This window comes from Rhizomicrobium sp. (assembly GCF_056722145.1).
Genome location: NZ_JBWZET010000178.1, coordinates 1 through 14774 on the forward strand (window position 1 = coordinate 1; position 14774 = coordinate 14774).

At 62.8% G+C, this 14774-nt stretch carries 19 protein-coding genes and 1 pseudogene; 4 read left to right on the forward strand and 16 right to left on the reverse strand.

The window, feature by feature from the left end; genetic code table 11:
* The 7 genes from lepB to AC1P6P_RS09420 all read right to left on the reverse strand — a co-directional run.
* Positions 1 to 653: signal peptidase I (gene lepB / locus AC1P6P_RS09390; protein WP_481402177.1), on the reverse strand; the 653-nt coding region annotated here is incomplete at its 3' end.
* A 34-nt stretch (positions 654 to 687) separates the two neighbouring features.
* Positions 688 to 1089, reverse strand: coding sequence for a holo-ACP synthase (gene acpS, locus AC1P6P_RS09395; protein WP_481402193.1), 402 nt, complete (start codon positions 1087 to 1089; stop codon positions 688 to 690).
* A 218-nt stretch (positions 1090 to 1307) separates the two neighbouring features.
* Positions 1308 to 2036, reverse strand: coding sequence for a pyridoxine 5'-phosphate synthase (locus tag AC1P6P_RS09400; protein WP_481402178.1), 729 nt, complete (start codon positions 2034 to 2036; stop codon positions 1308 to 1310).
* 106 nt (positions 2037 to 2142) lie between these two features.
* A complete protein-coding gene (locus AC1P6P_RS09405; RefSeq protein ID WP_481402179.1) occupies positions 2143 to 4395 on the reverse strand; it encodes a RelA/SpoT family protein in 2253 nt (750 codons plus the stop codon).
* A gap of 164 nt (positions 4396 to 4559) precedes the next feature.
* Positions 4560 to 4946: a DNA-directed RNA polymerase subunit omega gene (gene rpoZ, locus AC1P6P_RS09410; RefSeq protein WP_481402180.1), complete on the reverse strand. Its 387-nt coding sequence runs from the start codon at positions 4944 to 4946 to the stop codon at positions 4560 to 4562.
* Positions 4947 to 5018: 72 nt separating this feature from the next.
* Positions 5019 to 5555 (reverse strand): CcdC protein domain-containing protein, encoded by a 537-nt coding sequence (locus AC1P6P_RS09415; protein WP_481402181.1) that lies wholly within the window; start codon positions 5553 to 5555, stop codon positions 5019 to 5021.
* A gap of 7 nt (positions 5556 to 5562) precedes the next feature.
* A complete protein-coding gene (locus AC1P6P_RS09420) occupies positions 5563 to 5985 on the reverse strand; it encodes a DUF3574 domain-containing protein (RefSeq protein WP_481402182.1) in 423 nt (140 codons plus the stop codon).
* Positions 5986 to 6139: 154 nt separating this feature from the next.
* Between AC1P6P_RS09420 and sciP the strand changes: the two genes are divergently transcribed.
* On the forward strand, positions 6140 to 6415 hold the full coding sequence (gene sciP, locus AC1P6P_RS09425; protein WP_481402183.1) for a CtrA inhibitor SciP: 276 nt from the start codon (positions 6140 to 6142) through the stop codon (positions 6413 to 6415).
* A gap of 95 nt (positions 6416 to 6510) precedes the next feature.
* On the opposite strand, the gene AC1P6P_RS09430 is transcribed toward sciP, so the two are convergent.
* Together AC1P6P_RS09430 and folK are read right to left on the reverse strand one after the other, a co-directional pair.
* On the reverse strand, positions 6511 to 7395 hold the full coding sequence (locus AC1P6P_RS09430) for a slipin family protein (RefSeq protein WP_481402184.1): 885 nt from the start codon (positions 7393 to 7395) through the stop codon (positions 6511 to 6513).
* Positions 7396 to 7486: 91 nt separating this feature from the next.
* Positions 7487 to 7981 (reverse strand): 2-amino-4-hydroxy-6-hydroxymethyldihydropteridine diphosphokinase, encoded by a 495-nt coding sequence (gene folK, locus AC1P6P_RS09435; protein WP_481402185.1) that lies wholly within the window; start codon positions 7979 to 7981, stop codon positions 7487 to 7489.
* Positions 7982 to 8077: 96 nt separating this feature from the next.
* Between folK and AC1P6P_RS09440 the strand changes: the two genes are divergently transcribed.
* Positions 8078 to 8650 carry a LabA-like NYN domain-containing protein gene (locus tag AC1P6P_RS09440; RefSeq protein ID WP_481402186.1) on the forward strand — a complete coding sequence of 191 codons (573 nt, stop codon included), beginning with the start codon at positions 8078 to 8080 and terminating at the stop codon, positions 8648 to 8650.
* 26 nt (positions 8651 to 8676) lie between these two features.
* Here AC1P6P_RS09440 and AC1P6P_RS09445 read toward each other — a convergent pair whose 3' ends face one another.
* From AC1P6P_RS09445 to AC1P6P_RS09460, 4 genes are all read right to left on the reverse strand, one after another.
* A complete protein-coding gene (locus AC1P6P_RS09445; protein WP_481402187.1) occupies positions 8677 to 9315 on the reverse strand; it encodes a DUF799 domain-containing protein in 639 nt (212 codons plus the stop codon).
* A 7-nt stretch (positions 9316 to 9322) separates the two neighbouring features.
* Positions 9323 to 9682: a DUF4810 domain-containing protein gene (locus tag AC1P6P_RS09450; RefSeq protein ID WP_481402188.1), complete on the reverse strand. Its 360-nt coding sequence runs from the start codon at positions 9680 to 9682 to the stop codon at positions 9323 to 9325.
* Positions 9682 to 10320 (reverse strand): CsgG/HfaB family protein, encoded by a 639-nt coding sequence (locus AC1P6P_RS09455; protein ID WP_481402194.1) that lies wholly within the window; start codon positions 10318 to 10320, stop codon positions 9682 to 9684. Before AC1P6P_RS09455 ends, AC1P6P_RS09450 begins: the two co-directional genes overlap by 1 nt.
* Before the next feature lie 157 nt (positions 10321 to 10477).
* A complete protein-coding gene (locus tag AC1P6P_RS09460; protein WP_481402189.1) occupies positions 10478 to 11119 on the reverse strand; it encodes a YajG family lipoprotein in 642 nt (213 codons plus the stop codon).
* 163 nt (positions 11120 to 11282) lie between these two features.
* Between AC1P6P_RS09460 and AC1P6P_RS09465 the strand changes: the two genes are divergently transcribed.
* Positions 11283 to 11915: a uracil-DNA glycosylase gene (locus AC1P6P_RS09465; RefSeq protein WP_481402190.1), complete on the forward strand. Its 633-nt coding sequence runs from the start codon at positions 11283 to 11285 to the stop codon at positions 11913 to 11915.
* A 71-nt stretch (positions 11916 to 11986) separates the two neighbouring features.
* Positions 11987 to 13384 carry a tyrosine phenol-lyase gene (locus tag AC1P6P_RS09470; RefSeq protein WP_481402191.1) on the forward strand — a complete coding sequence of 466 codons (1398 nt, stop codon included), beginning with the start codon at positions 11987 to 11989 and terminating at the stop codon, positions 13382 to 13384.
* Positions 13385 to 13430: 46 nt separating this feature from the next.
* Here AC1P6P_RS09470 and AC1P6P_RS09475 read toward each other — a convergent pair whose 3' ends face one another.
* The 3 genes and pseudogenes from AC1P6P_RS09475 to AC1P6P_RS09485 all read right to left on the reverse strand — a co-directional run.
* Positions 13431 to 13754: a carboxymuconolactone decarboxylase family protein gene (locus AC1P6P_RS09475; RefSeq protein WP_481402195.1), complete on the reverse strand. Its 324-nt coding sequence runs from the start codon at positions 13752 to 13754 to the stop codon at positions 13431 to 13433.
* Between the two features lie 232 nt (positions 13755 to 13986).
* Positions 13987 to 14643 (reverse strand): sulfite oxidase-like oxidoreductase, encoded by a 657-nt coding sequence (locus AC1P6P_RS09480; RefSeq protein ID WP_481402192.1) that lies wholly within the window; start codon positions 14641 to 14643, stop codon positions 13987 to 13989.
* Positions 14644 to 14691: 48 nt separating this feature from the next.
* A pseudogene (locus AC1P6P_RS09485) lies at positions 14692 to 14774 on the reverse strand (SsrA-binding protein SmpB); the annotation flags it as partial.

Genomic DNA, 14774 nt, shown 5'->3' on the forward strand with positions numbered 1-14774 from the left:
TAATGCCCGGCGGGCACCGTGTACACCGGCGTCGTGTCGTTGGCACCGTCCAGATCGCGATCGAGCACGTAATAGGATTTGCCGCCCGGCATGGTCTCGCGGTAGCGCGCGATGTGGTGGGAAAAGCCGTTCTCGACTTCGACGTAATCGGCGACCCGGATTTTCGGGATCGGATGATCGTTAAGGTAGAGCACGCCCTCGACCATCTGCACCCGGTCGCCCGGCACCCCGACGATGCGCTTGACGAAGTCGCGGCTGGGGTCGCTCGGCAGCGCGAACACGGCGACGTCGCCCCGCTGCGGCACCGACGCCCAGACGCGGCCGAAGCTCGGCAGGTAACTGCCCCATGGCAGCGAATAGCGGCTGTAGCCGTAGGAGAATTTTTCCACGAACAGGAAATCGCCGACCAGGAGGGTATCCTCCATCGAGCCCGACGGGATGTTGTAGGGCTGGAAGAACAGCGTCCGCTCGACCAGCGCGATGATCAGCGCATAAACGAGGATGCGCACGAGGTCCCACCAGGTGTCGGAGGTGTCCTCGGTATTGGCCGGCTCGGGCTTGGGCACGGCGGGTGGCGGTTCACCAGCCATGGCAAGCGGCGTTGCGGCCGCAACGGCGGTCTTAGGTTCAGGCACGTCGCGCAACTCACTCATGGCCGGATCAGGGAACCGGAAGGCGCTGCTGCCGTCAAGTTGACGGGTTGGCGGAAATGATGACGAACGCCTGGGCGAGCGGAAAATCGTCGGTAATGGTGAGGTCGATCTGGACGGTCATGCCCGCCGGCGTGATCTCCTTCAGCCGCTCCAGCGCCCCGCCGGTGAGCTGCATGGTCGGCTTGCCGCCCGGCAGATTCACCACCCCCATGTCGCGCCAATAGACGCCGCGGTTGAGTCCGGTGCCGAGCGCCTTGGAACACGCCTCCTTGGCGGCAAAGCGCTTGGCATACGAGGCGGCGCGATTGGCGCGACGGTCCGACTTGGCGCGTTCCAGATCGGTGAAGATGCGATCGAGAAAGCGATTGCCGAACTTCTCGATCGACTGCTCGACGCGGCGGATATCGATCAGGTCATTGCCGATGCCGAGGATCATGGATGCTTCCATCGTGTCATCCCCGGCCGACCGTCCGAAGCTGCGAAGGCAGCGAAGGATAGGAGGGGAAGGGGACCCAGGTGGACGAGTTTGGAGGATGTGGAAGGCGAGCGCAAACTGATCTTGCGGGAGCGTGCTGCGTTGCGACCTGGGTCCCGGATCGCGCCCATGTGCCAGATTTCAAAACCGCCTTGGGTGCGTCCGGGATGACAATGTTTTTATGCCCGCGCCTCGTCCATCAGCTGGCGCATGCGGCGGATGGAGGCTTCCAGGCCGACGACGATCGCTTCGCCGATCAGGTAATGGCCGATGTTGAGTTCCTTGATCTCGGGGATGGCGGCGATCGGGCGGACGTTTTCATAGGTCAGGCCGTGGCCGGCGTGGATTTCGAGGCCGAGCGATCCGCCGTAGGCCGCGGCGTCGACACATTTCTTGAGCAGCTCGGCCTGCAGCTTGCCGGTGGCATTCGAATAGGCGCCGGTGTGAAGTTCCACCACCGGCGCGCCGAGAGCGCGGCTGGCGTCAAGCTGGCGCTTGTCGGGTTCGATGAACATCGAGACGCGAATGCCGGCATCGACCAGCTCGCGCACAATCGGCTTCAGGCGGTCGAACTGGCCCGCGGCGTCGATGCCGCCCTCGGTGGTGCGCTCCTGGCGGTTTTCGGGAACGATGCAGCAGGCGTGCGGCAGATGCTTGAGCGCAATGTCCTTCATCTCCGGCGTCGCCGCCATTTCGAGATTGAGCGGGATGCGCAACTCAAGCCTGAGGCTTTCGATGTCGTGATCGGAGATGTGGCGGCGGTCTTCGCGCAGATGCGCCGTGATGCCGTCGGCGCCGGCCGCAGCCGCCATCATCGCCGCCCGCAACGGGCTTGGATGCGAACCGCCGCGCGCCTGCCGCACGGTCGCGACATGATCGATATTCACGCCAAGACGAAGCTTTTGCATATCGGAGTCTCCTGAGGCGAAATTAGCCCCCTTCGGCGCTGCGCGCCACTTCCCCCACGGTCTAACTGCCAGACGGTGAAATCCTTCCGCCCGCGGGGGCAGAAAGTTACATGCTGGCGCTGGGGGCCTGGGCTTCTTCGGGTTCACGGACGCGGTCGACGGTGTCCACCACCTCGTTGACCCGGAGCGCGCCGACGATGTTCTGCAGGTGAACGACATCGCGCACCACCACGTCGACCTGGAAGTCGAAGAACAGCGGATTGCGCGCCAGCGTTTTCATGTTGAAGATATTGCCGCCGGCGTTGCCAATCGCAGTCATCGCGGCGCCGAGCGAACCGGGCGCGTTCTTCACCCGAACCCTGAGGCGCGCCACGCTCGGCCCCATGTCGGCAGCATGCGTGCCCCACGCGACATCGAGCCATTCCATGTCGGGATTGGTCTGGGCTTTTTCCAGTTCGGCGCAGTCGATGGTGTGGATCACGGCGCCCTCGCCCGGAACCATCAGGCCGACGATGCGGTCGCCCGGCAGCGGATGGCAGCATGTCCCAAGCTGGTAGCCGACGCCGCCGGTGAGCCCCTTGATGGAAATGCGCTTGCCTTCCACCGGCTGTTCCATCAGCGCGCGCTTGCGCCGCTCGGGGTCCTGCTTCAGTTCGGGATAAACCGCTTCCAGCACCTCGCGGCCGCGCAGGGCACCGCCGCCGACCTGGGCGAAAACATCTTCGGTCTTGGACAGGCCGAGCTTCTTGGCGACGCCCTCCACCGCCTTGTCGGTCAGCGCGTTGTTCTCGTCGGCAAACACCTTTTCCAGGATCTTGCGGCCGAGCTTGATGTGCTCGCCGCGCTGCTGCTGGCGCAGAAAGCGGCGGATTTCAGCCCGCGCCCGGCCGGTGACGACGAACTGCTCCCACAAGGGCGACGGCGTTTCGTCCTTGCCGGAAATGATCTCCACCTGATCGCCATTCCTGAGCGGCGTATACAGCGGCACCGGCGTGCCGTTGACTTTGGCGCCAAGGGTGCGATGGCCGAGATCGGTGTGGACCTGATAGGCAAAATCGATCGGCGTGGCGCCGCGCGGCAGCGGAATCAGGTCACCCTTCGGCGTGAAGCAGAACACCTGATCCTGGTAAAGGTTGAGACGCGACTGCTCGAAGAATTCTTCGGCGGTATTGCCCTGCTCGAGCAGGTCGACCATCTCGCGCAGCCATTCGTAGGCGCGGTTCTCCTGGCCTTCGCCGGTATCGGATTTGACGTCGCGATAGCGCCAGTGCGCCGCGATGCCCCGCTCGGCGATGTCGTGCATATCCTGGGTGCGGATCTGCACTTCGACCCGCTGCCGCTCCGGACCGATCAGAGTGGTATGCAGCGACTTGTAGCCGTTGGACTTGGGCGTCGAGATGAAATCCTTGAATCGCGCCGGCACCGCCTGCCAGTTGACGTGCAGGACACCGAGAGCGCGATAACAATCGGGCTCGGTCGCGACGATGACGCGGAAGGCGAAAACGTCGGACAGCTGCTCGAAATTGATTTTCTTGTCCTGCAGCTTGCGCCAGATCGAGAACGGGCGCTTGGAGCGGCCGTAAACCCAGCATTCGAGATTGTTCTCGGCAAGCTTACGCTTGATCTGATCGGCGACGAGATCGATCAGCTTGCCGCGGCTGGAATCCATCCGCTCGAGCCGGGTGACGATCGACTTGCGCGCCTCGGGATAGAGCTCGGCGAAGGCGAGGTCTTCCAGCTCCTCGCGGATGTGCTGCATGCCGATGCGGCCGGCGAGCGGCGCATAAACGTCGAACGTCTCCTGGGCGATGCGGCGGCGCTTTTCGGGTTTGGAGATGTAGCCGAGGGTGCGCATGTTGTGCAGGCGGTCGGCGAGTTTGACCAGCAGCACGCGGATGTCGCCAGTGATCGCCAGCATCAGCTTGCGGAAATTCTCCGCCTGCTTGGTGCGCTCGGAAAACACCTCAAGGCCGGTCAATTTGGTGACGCCATCGACCAGATCGGCGATTTCTTTGCCGAAATTGTCTTTGATGTCCTCGAACGTGGCGACCGTGTCCTCGATGGTGTCGTGCAGCAGCGCGGTCGCGATGGTCGCCTCGTCGAGCTTGAGCTCGGTCAGGATGGCGGCGACTTCGAGGGGATGGGCGAAGTACGGGTCACCCGAGGCCCGGAACTGCTTGCCGTGCGCCTTCATGGCGTAAACATAAGCCTTGTTCAGCAAGGCCTCGTTGGCTTCGGGGTCATAGGCTTTGACGCGATCAACCAGCTCCGTCTGGCGCATCAGCTTGCGCCGATTGGCGCGACGCGACGGATTCAAGGGCACGACATTGTTCTTTTCAGACGGCTGAGACGCGTTCATTCCCATATTATATAGGCACAGTTAACGCGAATGAGGAAACCGGAACCTGCCGCTGGGGTGAAAAAAGTTCTGCGCTGGCTGCTTTTCACGATCGGTGTGTCGATATCGCAAAAACAAAAGGCCCGGAATCACCCGGGCCTTTCGCGAATCTGGCAGCGGTAAAACTATTCCTCGTAGTCTTCGGCCGGCTCGGGCTGCGGCTCGGCACGGCGCTGGGCTTCGCTGGTGAGGGCGCGCAGCAATTCTTCCTCGGTGACCTGCCGGAACTGCGGGTCCTCGCGGCCTTCGTCGGTATCGGGACGGGTCTCTTCCGGCTCGTCGACCTCGGCGTGCTTCTGCAGCGATTTGATGTGGTCCTCGCGCAGGTTTTCCGGCGTCAGCTCCTGGGCCGCGATCTCGCGCAGCGCCACGACCGGATTCTTGTCGCGATCGCGATCGACCAGGGTTTCTGCGCCGCCCGAAAGCTGGCGGGCCCGGTACGCGGCCGACAACACGAGGTCGAACCGGTTCGGGATCTTGTCTACGCAGTCTTCAACGGTGACGCGGGCCATTCTTTCTCGATCCTAACGGGATTTCCGGGAAGCCGCGGAACCTATAGGAAACGGGCCAATCGGACAAGTCCTTTATCCAGCCTGAGAATCAGGCGATTCCGGGGCAGCCGTGAGCAGCGCCTTGGCCCGCCGCCAGGTCTCCCAGGCCTGCGCCGCCACCAACCCCAGCGCGAATAGGAGGGCGGCGTCGGTATAGGTCAGCGCCATCGAATCGGGCCGGGCAAAGGCGTGCGGCGGCTGCCCGCCTTCCACCGAAAGGCGCACGACGTAGCGGGCGGCGAACAGGGCGACGAACAGCGCCATGCCGACCGGCGACAGCTTCGAGGTGATCGCCCCGCTCGCCGTGTCGAGGGTCAGCTGCTGGTGCGAGGCCATCAGGTAGCCGAGCCCGACGCCCACCCCCGCACAGGCCACGAAGATCGCCAGCGTCAGCGGCGTAATCGGCGCCGGGTGGATGAAGGCCAGAAGGGCGAACAGCGACAGGATCGCCGGGCGAATCCACAACCGGTTCGGCTTCAACGGGCGGCCTTGAGTCGCTCGGCGCATGCGCCAGATCACGATGACCATGACGATGATGGGGCCGATGTAAGGGACAAACTGCTTGACCATGAAATCCTCAAAAACTGCTGCAAACCGGGGTTTCGACGCGCAGGACGGATTCCTGGCGAAAGCGGAGGCGATAAGCGGTGCGAATGGCTTCCAGTCGGGCGCCGTGGCCGGCCGATCCGGACATCACCAGCACCAAGCGCTTGGACGGCTCCCGCACGATGCCGCCCTCACCCTTCCATTGACCAAACGCATCCTGGACGGTGAGTCCGTCGGGAAAGCGGGGCGTGACCTCGTCGTCGAGGAAACGTTGCCAATCGGCCTCGCTTACCATGCCACCGCCGGGGATCGCACGGCCGAAGTAAAGCTCGGCTTTGACCATCGGCTGCAGCCCGGCCGGACAGCTGTGCGTCGCCAGCCCGGCACAGCCCTGCAGTAGCGCCAGCAGCCCCAAGACGGCGCCGACCTTCCGTAGGCGGTTGAGTTTTCGCATTTCTAACCCAGCCCCAGGAGCGCGCAGAGCGGCGAAGGTTTCCAAGTCCCAAAAAGGTCCCAGTCGTATTTACCGCTCGTTAAAACACTTAGGCCAGTTTGTCACACCTGGAATGCGACTCACTATCGTTTGCGCTATAGTGCAGGAGGATGAAATGGACCGTTTGCTCAGTGATCAGATGATTCTGCCAAGCCCCATTACCATCGCCGACCTTCCCCCGCGGGATACCGTGCGTTGGGTCAGCCGCCGCAAGGCCACGGTGGTCGCCGCCGTGCAGGCCGGCGTTATCACCCTATCCGATGCGTGTTCGCGCTATTCCCTGTCGGTAGAGGAATTCCTCTCCTGGCAGCGCACGGTGGAACGCCACGGCGTATCCGGGCTTCGCATCACCCAAGCCCAAAACTACCGCCAGCCCGGCCGGGCGCGGTGACAGCACAGCGTGTCAGTCAGATTGGCGAGTGGGTCCCGGGTCGCGCCAACATGCCAGACGAAATGAGCATCGTGGCGCGCCCGGGATGACAGCGTTCAATCCGCCTTCTTCTCACCCGGCGGTGCCACTGCTTTGACCATCGCCTGGGCCACGCCTTGGGGATTGCCCATCGTGCCAATCGCCTTGGCGGCTTCGACGAATTCGCTCGGCATCATTACCACCGTCATGGTGTTCTGCTCGGCGCCGATTTCGGTCAGCATCTGCATGCGGCGCAGTTCCAGCGAAGCGGGCGTGCGCATGATTTCGTGACCGGCCTCCTGCAGCAGCTTGGCCGCTTCGAATTCCGCCGACGCCTTGATGACGCGAGCGCGCTTTTCGCGCAGCGCCTCGGCTTCCTGGGCCATGGCGCGCTGCATCGACTGCGGAATCTCGATGTTCTTCATCTCGACGTTCTGGACTTCGACGCCCCAGGCCTCGGTCACCTGATCGACGCGCGTCTTGATCAGCAGGGCCATCTTCTCGCGCTCTTTCAGGACGTCGTCGAGCGGATGGGCACCGATCACGTTGCGCAGCGTCGTCAGCGCCACCTGGATCACCGCGTCGCGCACGTCCTGCACCTCGATCACCGCCAGATCGGGCTTGACGATGCGATACCAGATCACGGCGTTGAGCTGGATCGGGACGCTGTCGCGCGTCATCGCCTCCTGCTTCTCGATACCGTCGGTCAGGACGCGGATGTCGACCTTGCGGGCGTGTTCGACGCCGAACGGGATGATCCAGAACAGCCCCGGCCCCGAGGTACGTTTGTAAGCACCGAAGCGGAACACCAGCGCGCGCTCGTATTGCTGCGCGATGCGGAATCCCGAGAAGATGAAGAAGATAAAGACGCCGACGCCGAGCCAGAACCCCGGCATGAACAGAATGCGCGGCAGGCCATACGCACCCGGCGCCAGGAACATATCGTAGACGGTCTGGAACATGTTTCCCCCCGGACCATTCACCCGCGCTTATTTAAGCACGACGCGCGGGGCGGCGAAATCGCGGCCGAGGTGATTGGAATGAGGCTTAGTCTCAGGCGTCCAGCCGGATTGCCGCCGCAACGTCCGCTTCGGGAAGCGCAGCCAGTAACGCCGCGACCGATTTGTGCGACAGGGGATGGACCCACTTCGGCGCCAGATCTGCGAGCGGTTTCAACACGAACACCCGGTCGGCGGCGCGCGGATGCGGCAGCACCGGCGGCCCCTCTTCCACCCGTCCGTCGTAATCGATCAGGTCGAGATCGAGGGTGCGCGGGGCGTTGGGGACCGAGCGTTCCCGCCCGAACGCGGCTTCGATCGCGTGCAGAGCGGCCAGCAAGCCGGCGGGGCCGAGCGGCGTCTGCACCAGCGCCACGGCATTGACGTAGGGTGGATCGGACGGCTCCGGCCACGCGGGGGTACGATAGAATGGCGAAAGCTTCAGCACGCGGATTCTTTGGGCAGCCATGGCGCCCAGCGATGACGCGATCGTGATGGCCGGCGGGCCGGCATCGGAGTCCAAATTGGCGCCAAGTCCTAACAGGATCACAGCTGCCCCCGCTTGCACGGCCAAGCCGTTGCGTTAGAACTGACACTTGGCCTCGGGCGGATTTGCCCGCACGGCCGGAAATATTTGGAGGTCATTATGCTGTTCTACCCGCAAGAAAAGCTGGCGTTGTTCATCGACGGAGCCAACCTGTACGGCGCCGCCAAAGGGCTGCAGTTCGACATCGACTATAAGCGCCTTCTGGAGCTTTTTGCGCGGAAAGGCGTCCTGGTGCGAGCCTTCTATTACACCGCGGTAGCCGAAGACCAGGAATTCTCTCCGCTGCGGCCGCTGGTCGATTGGCTCGACTACAATGGCTTCTCGGTGGTGACAAAACCGCTCAAGGAATTCACCGACGCCCAGGGCCGCCGTCGCGTCAAAGGCAACATGGACATCGAACTCGCCATCGACGTCATGGAGATGAGCGATCAGGTTGACCACATCGTCATTTTCTCCGGCGACGGCGATTTCCGCCGGCTGGTGGAAGCAGCCCAGCGCAAGGGCCGGCGCGTCAGCGTGGTGTCGACGATCCGCACCCAGCCGCCAATGGTATCCGACGAACTGCGCCGTCAGGCCGACAACTTCATCGAGTTGGAAGAGCTGAAGCCGATGATCATGCGCGAAGGCGGCCAGCGCACGCCGGCGCACACCGGAGAACAAGCTGCGCAGTAGGCGTTCTACCGCGCAGCCCTCACATCTTATTTGGCGTCCGGAACGTAGGGCCCGTTGAGCAGCCCATTTTCCTTGTTCGTCAACAATTGGTAGTTGGCGAGCCGCGACACGTCATGGGCGCGGTCGGTCGCCGAGTTGATGATCTGGTCAATCGCGGTGGCAATCAGGTTGGCGATGATGTTGCCCGAATTGCCGCCGTCGCTCTGCCGCAGATAGACTGTGCCGTCCCATAACTGCGCACCGGTCTTGACGTCCACCAGCCGGGCCTTGGCGCTCACCACCGTGACGCTGGCGATGACTTCATAAGTCGAGCCGTAGTCGATCAGATCGATGTAGAGCACGGCGTCGGCGCCGATGTAGGCCGCGATCTTGTCGAGCGGAGCCTGGCGCATTTCGCCCGGCGTCGGCAGACCGTTATCCTTCATCATCTGATCGACGACCGTCACGGGATAGACATAGTATCCTTTCTCGGCCAGCGGCATGGTCACCGTGGAGAGATAGCCGTAAGAACCCTTGATATCGATGCTGGAGCTCAGCGGCGGCAGCACCAGGATCGAGCGCGGCGGATGCGCCCGGAGAGCGGTGTAGTCATAGGGATGTTGCGTAGCGCAACCCGACAGGAGCAATCCCGCCAGCGCGCACATCAGTACCATTGCTTTTTTCATCGCGGGCCTACTTCTTTGCCAGGTTGCCAAGCATGCGATCCATCAGCACGCCGGATTCGGGGAATTGAGCTTTTTCCGCCTCGAATTCGACGCGGGCGTTCTGCATGTCCCCGACCTGGAAGTAGAGCATGCCGAGATGGGCATGGAATCCCGGCGGAAGCGGCTGGTTCTTGGCCGCAGCCTTCTGGGCGTCCCCCCTGAGGATGTCGATCTGCTTGTTGGGCGTCAGCGAACCGGCGTCGACGGTCGAAACGTAGACCGAATCCTCGTAATGGCCCCAGTAGTAGTGCTGTTGCGGCGCGCAGCCGACAGCGATCAGCCCGATGCCGGCAGCGACAAGGGCGGTTTTGACGGTGTTGGTTCGCATCACGGCCTCCACCGGCCCTGCTCGACGCCTTCGACGAGGCGGTTCACCGCTTCACGGATGGCGAGGTCGAGGACTTTGCCGTTCAAGGTGGCGTCGTAACTCGCTGCACTGCCGAACCCGAGCACTTCGCGGTCGCTCAAGCTGTATTCGCCGGCACCCTGCGTCGAGTAGACGATCTCGCCGGTCAGCACATCGACGACCTTGAGGTTGACCTTCGAATAGGCGATCTGCGCCCGGCCGTGGCCGAGTATGCCGAACAGTTCCTGGTCGCCGGTTTCCTTGCGGCCGAATTCCGCGACTTCACCGGTGATGATGTAGTTCGCGCCTTTCAGCTTCAGTTGCTTGCCGAGCAGCGCCGCTTCGTTGTTGATCTCCGGCAGGTTCTCGCGATCGAGCACGGCGAAGCGTCCGGTCTGCTGCAGATGCGTGACCAGAATGCCCTTGGCCTGCCCGCCGAGCCGGTCGACACCGTCGGAGAACAGCCCGCGCATGTAGGGCGACGCGTTGTTGAACTTGCCCACGGCGATGGTGCTGCGGACGCCGTTATAAACGGTGCCAGCCGAGGCAACGGTTTCTGGTCGGATGGCCTGATGACTCTCGGTAGCGCAGCCAATGGCCGAAATACAGATAAGCGCCATACCGATCAGGCGCACGAACGCACTCACAGGGCGCATGTTCTCCCCCCCAGGTTAAAAAAACTACAGGTTTCAATTGTTGCGCCGCTTTTCACACCGTGGAAATGCGACAATTGCTGCGTCTGAATATTATTTGGGCAACCCAGCGTCATGTGGCTGCTCAGGGCCGGCTTAGCGCCTCGGAAACCTGGGGATCGGACAAAATTCGTTCGATCGCCGCGCTGACGGTTTTCGAGACTTCATCGCGCATTTCTTCTGCCGATGCTATCGGGCCCGTTTCGGGTTTGTTTGCTTCCACAGCATAGCGATCGACAACAACGACGCCGTTGTCGCTCACGATGACGTGAACACCCACACGCCCCACCAGCCGCAGTTCGCGCCCCGAGGCGTCGTTCGACACGAGGAACTCGAACTGCAGAACTTGGACTTCGATCTTCCGCCCCGCTGCAGCCGAGAACGTGGTGCCCTGCAGCGCCAGAACATCGGTGACGATCTGCTGCACCAGTGTCGTCGGCGATGTCTCCAGTTCGAATGTACAGCCGTTGCAGACCAGCTGCGTCCCGCGCGCGATGCGACGCACACCGAGAATGTTCGACCCTTCCGACGGCAACGGCGCGGTGTTGTGAATGCGGTCGACCACGACAAGGTTCACCGGCGCGCCGGCGTGCCACGCCTCGGTGAGGATGCCTTGCGGCGAATAGGCCGGCGACAAGCGCGGATTGCTGCAGGCGACGAGCGGCAATACAGCCAGCACCAGCGTCAGTGCGCGCAGGAAACGCCTTAAACAGAGATCGGCCGCCATGAGATCCCCCGCGCCCGCATCGATCGGCTCATGCTAGCGCGAACCGGAGGTTGAAACAGCCGCCGCGATGTGGCCAAATGTCACCAACAGCAGCGCGGGGCGGTGCGATGCTGCGACCGCTCTGATTTGACGGCGCGCGTTCGATTTGCCCTATAAGACCATCATGAGACTGGAACCGCCGCGCGATTGCCGCATCTGTCCGCGCCTTGCCGCCTTTCGCGACAAGAATGCCGACGAATACCCCGACTTCTTCAATGCACCGGTGCCGAGTTTCGGTTCCACTGACGCGCGGTTGCTGATCGTCGGACTGGCGCCGGGACTGAAGGGCGCCAATCGCACCGGGCGGCCGTTCACCGGCGACTGGGCGGGCGACCTTTTGTATAAAATGCTGCTCAAGCACGGGCTGGCGACCGGCCATTACGACGAGCGCCCCGATGACGGACTGAAGCTTGTCGGCTGCGCCATCACCAATGCGGTTCGCTGCGTGCCGCCCCAGAACAAACCGCTACCCTTCGAGATCAAAGCCTGCCGGCGCTATCTTTCGGCTCAGATCGCCGCGATGCCGAATTTGCGCGCCATTCTCGCCCTCGGCAAAGTCGCCCACGACAGCGTTTGCGACACCCTGGCGGTGCGAAAATCGCAATACCTTTTCAAGCACGGCGCCGCCTATCGCCTCGAAGCGGTGACGCTGGTCGCGAGCTACCACTGCTCACGCTACAACACCAACACCGGCGTGCTGACCGAGCCGATGTTCGACGCCGTCGTGCGCCAAGCAAAAAAAGCGGCCCTGGGCTGACGTTTCGGCGGCTTTTCCCTGCGTAAGCGCGGTGTAACGTCCGTCCGTCGCTCAAACCAGGGAGCCCCGCGATGGGCCAGGATATCAAACGCGAACCCAAACGATCGTGGGCCGAACCTTGGAAGGTCAAGGTGGTCGAACCGATTAAGATGACGACGCTGGCGGAGCGCCAACGCGCGCTGGTGGAAGCAGGCTACAACACCTTCCTGCTGCGCTCGGAAGACGTCTATATCGACCTTCTCACCGACAGCGGCACCTCGGCGATGAGCGACTGGCAATGGGCCGGCATGATGATGGGCGACGAGGCCTATGCCGGCAGCCGCAATTTCTACAATCTCGAAAACGCGGTGCATGAATACTACGGCTACAAGCATCTGGTGCCGACCCATCAGGGCCGCGGCGCCGAGCATCTGTTGTCGCAGATTCTGATCAAGCCGGGCGATGTCGTGCCGGGCAACATGTATTTCACCACCACGCGGCTGCATCAGGAACTGGCGGGGGCCAAGTTCGTCGATGTCATCGTGCCGGAAGGTCACAAGCCCAGCGACGAAAGCCCGTTCAAGGGCAATGTCGATCTCGGCAAACTCGAAGACCTGATCCTCACGGTCGGGGCCGAGAAAATTCCCTATGTCTGTCTCGCTGCGACGGTGAATATGGCGGGCGGCCAGCCGGTTTCGATGGCCAATGCCAAGGCGCTGCGCGACTTGACGGCGCGCCACGGCATCAAGGTGATGATGGACGCGACGCGCGCGGTGGAGAACGCCTATTTCATCCAGCAGCGCGAAGCTGGCTATGCCGACAAGAGCGTGCGCGAAATCCTGAAAGAATTCTGCTCCTACACCGACGGCTGCACCATGAGCGGCAAGAAGGACGCGCTGGTGAATATCGGCGGCTGGCTGGCGCTCAACGACGATCATGTGTTCGAGGAAGCGCGCAATCTGGTCGTGGTCTATGAGGGCCTGCACACCTATGGCGGCATGGCGGGCCGCGACATGGAAGCGATGGCGCGCGGCATCGTGGAGTCGGTCGCCGACGATCACATCCGCGCCCGCATCGGCCAGGTCGAATATCTCGGGCAAAAGCTGATCGACGCCGGGGTTCCGATCGTGAAGCCGATCGGCGGGCATGCGGTCTATCTCGATGCGCGCGCCTTTTATCCGCAATTGACGCAGGACGAATTCCCGGCCCAGACGCTGGCCGCCCTGCTCTACGAGAATTCCGGCGTGCGGGCGATGGAACGCGGCGTCGTCTCGGCCGGGCGCGATCCCAACACCGGCAAGCACCATTACCCCAAGCTGGAACTGGTGCGCCTCACCATCCCGCGCCGCGTCTACACCCAGGCGCACATGGACGTGACGGCGGAAAGCGTTATCGAGGTGTTCGACAACCGCGCCAACGCGACCGGCTTGCGCATGACCTACGAACCGAAATACCTGCGCTTTTTCCAGGCGCGGTTCGAGGTGATTTGATGATCATCCCCGGCGCGGCGCTTGCTTCGCCGGGGTTGACAATCTGCTATTCCGCCTTGGCGACGTATTGGTCGTAGGCTTCCACGGCCTGGGCGGCGTACATCACGCTGGGGCCGGCGCCCATGTAGATCGCCATGCCGACGGTCTCCATGATCTCCTCGCGGGTCGCGCCATGCTTGCGGGCGGATTCGGCGTGGAAGGTGATGCAGGGATCGCAGCGCACCGCCACCGCGATGCCGAGCGCGACCAGTTCCTTGGTCTTGGTGTCGAGGGCCTTGGGCGCGGTCGCGGCCTGGGCCATGGCGGAAAACGCCTTCATCACGTCGGGCGTACCGTCGGGCGCGCGAAGCTGCTTGGTGAGACCGAGCATTTCGGTCGCGATTTGGGGCCAATCCTTGAACATGAGGGCATCTCCTGCTGGGCTTGGCGTGTATATTAGTATTCACTAATATATTTCAAGCCCACCGATGTCGCAGGCGCCCCCGCGCACTCGTTGTCATCGCCCGCAAATGCAGGCGACCCAGGTCAGGCCTGTCGCGCTGTTGGCGATGTGCCAGATGGGACCTGGATGGTCCGCAGTCGCGGGCCATGACATGGAGGTTTCACGCATACCGCTCTTCCTTCCACGGATCGCCCTCGTTGTGATAGCCGCGGACTTCCCAGAATCCGGGCTGGTCGTTGGCGGCGAGTTCGATCCGCGTCACCCATTTGGCGCTTTTCCAGAAATACCAATCGGGGATCACCACCCGCACCGGGCCGCCATGCTCGCGCGCGATCGGCTTGCCCTCCCAGGAATGGGCGAGCAGCACATTGGCCTCGGCGAACACCGACAGCTTCACGTTGGTGGAGTAGCCATCATAGGCGGTGAAAATGACGTGGCGCGCTTCCGGCTTCGGCTTGACGAGATCGAGCAGCGTCTTCGCCGCCACGCCGCGCCAATGATTATCGTAGCGGCTCCATTGCGTGACGCAGTGAATGTCGGAGACGGAGTCCTCCTGCGGCAGCGCCAGGAATTCCTCCAGCGTCCAATGCAATGGATTTTCGCACAGCCCGCCGATACGCAGGCGCCAATTCTCCGGCTTCACCGCCGGCTGGACGCCGAGATCGAGCACCGGCCAGGTCTTCACTTCCTTCTGCCCCGGCGGCAGGCGGTTGACATGGCCGAGGTCCGGCCGCCCGGTAATCAGCCGCTTATCCGCCGCCCATTGCTCCTTGGTGCGAACGAGCTTGTCATTGGGGTGGGTTGGTTCGTCGGACATAGAACCATTCTAAAGGAGCGAATGGCGAATAGCGAGTTGGGAATAGGGTTACCCCTTCGCCCGCATGATCCTGGCCTTGTCGCGGGCCCAGTCGCGGCTCTTTTCGGTTTCGCGCTTGTCGTGCAGCTTCT

Excerpts from the sequence above, each read along its gene's own strand:
- AC1P6P_RS09455 (WP_481402194.1), bottom strand. The coding sequence starts at position 10,320 with ATGGCGCTTATCTGTATTTCGGCCATTGGCTGCGCTACCGAGAGTCAT.
- AC1P6P_RS09405 (WP_481402179.1), bottom strand. The coding sequence starts at position 4,395 with ATGAACGCGTCTCAGCCGTCTGAAAAGAACAATGTCGTGCCCTTGAAT.
- AC1P6P_RS09465 (WP_481402190.1), top strand. The coding sequence starts at position 11,283 with ATGAGACTGGAACCGCCGCGCGATTGCCGCATCTGTCCGCGCCTTGCC.
- acpS (WP_481402193.1), bottom strand. The coding sequence starts at position 1,089 with ATGATCCTCGGCATCGGCAATGACCTGATCGATATCCGCCGCGTCGAG.
- AC1P6P_RS09460 (WP_481402189.1), bottom strand. The coding sequence starts at position 11,119 with ATGGCGGCCGATCTCTGTTTAAGGCGTTTCCTGCGCGCACTGACGCTG.
- AC1P6P_RS09440 (WP_481402186.1), top strand. The coding sequence starts at position 8,078 with ATGCTGTTCTACCCGCAAGAAAAGCTGGCGTTGTTCATCGACGGAGCC.
- AC1P6P_RS09470 (WP_481402191.1), top strand. The coding sequence starts at position 11,987 with ATGGGCCAGGATATCAAACGCGAACCCAAACGATCGTGGGCCGAACCT.
- AC1P6P_RS09430 (WP_481402184.1), bottom strand. The coding sequence starts at position 7,395 with ATGTTCCAGACCGTCTACGATATGTTCCTGGCGCCGGGTGCGTATGGC.
- sciP (WP_481402183.1), top strand. The coding sequence starts at position 6,140 with ATGGACCGTTTGCTCAGTGATCAGATGATTCTGCCAAGCCCCATTACC.
- AC1P6P_RS09480 (WP_481402192.1), bottom strand. The coding sequence starts at position 14,643 with ATGTCCGACGAACCAACCCACCCCAATGACAAGCTCGTTCGCACCAAG.
- AC1P6P_RS09445 (WP_481402187.1), bottom strand. The coding sequence starts at position 9,315 with ATGAAAAAAGCAATGGTACTGATGTGCGCGCTGGCGGGATTGCTCCTG.
- AC1P6P_RS09420 (WP_481402182.1), bottom strand. The coding sequence starts at position 5,985 with ATGCGAAAACTCAACCGCCTACGGAAGGTCGGCGCCGTCTTGGGGCTG.
- AC1P6P_RS09450 (WP_481402188.1), bottom strand. The coding sequence starts at position 9,682 with ATGCGAACCAACACCGTCAAAACCGCCCTTGTCGCTGCCGGCATCGGG.
- AC1P6P_RS09475 (WP_481402195.1), bottom strand. The coding sequence starts at position 13,754 with ATGCTCGGTCTCACCAAGCAGCTTCGCGCGCCCGACGGTACGCCCGAC.
- rpoZ (WP_481402180.1), bottom strand. The coding sequence starts at position 4,946 with ATGGCCCGCGTCACCGTTGAAGACTGCGTAGACAAGATCCCGAACCGG.
- AC1P6P_RS09415 (WP_481402181.1), bottom strand. The coding sequence starts at position 5,555 with ATGGTCAAGCAGTTTGTCCCTTACATCGGCCCCATCATCGTCATGGTC.
- AC1P6P_RS09400 (WP_481402178.1), bottom strand. The coding sequence starts at position 2,036 with ATGCAAAAGCTTCGTCTTGGCGTGAATATCGATCATGTCGCGACCGTG.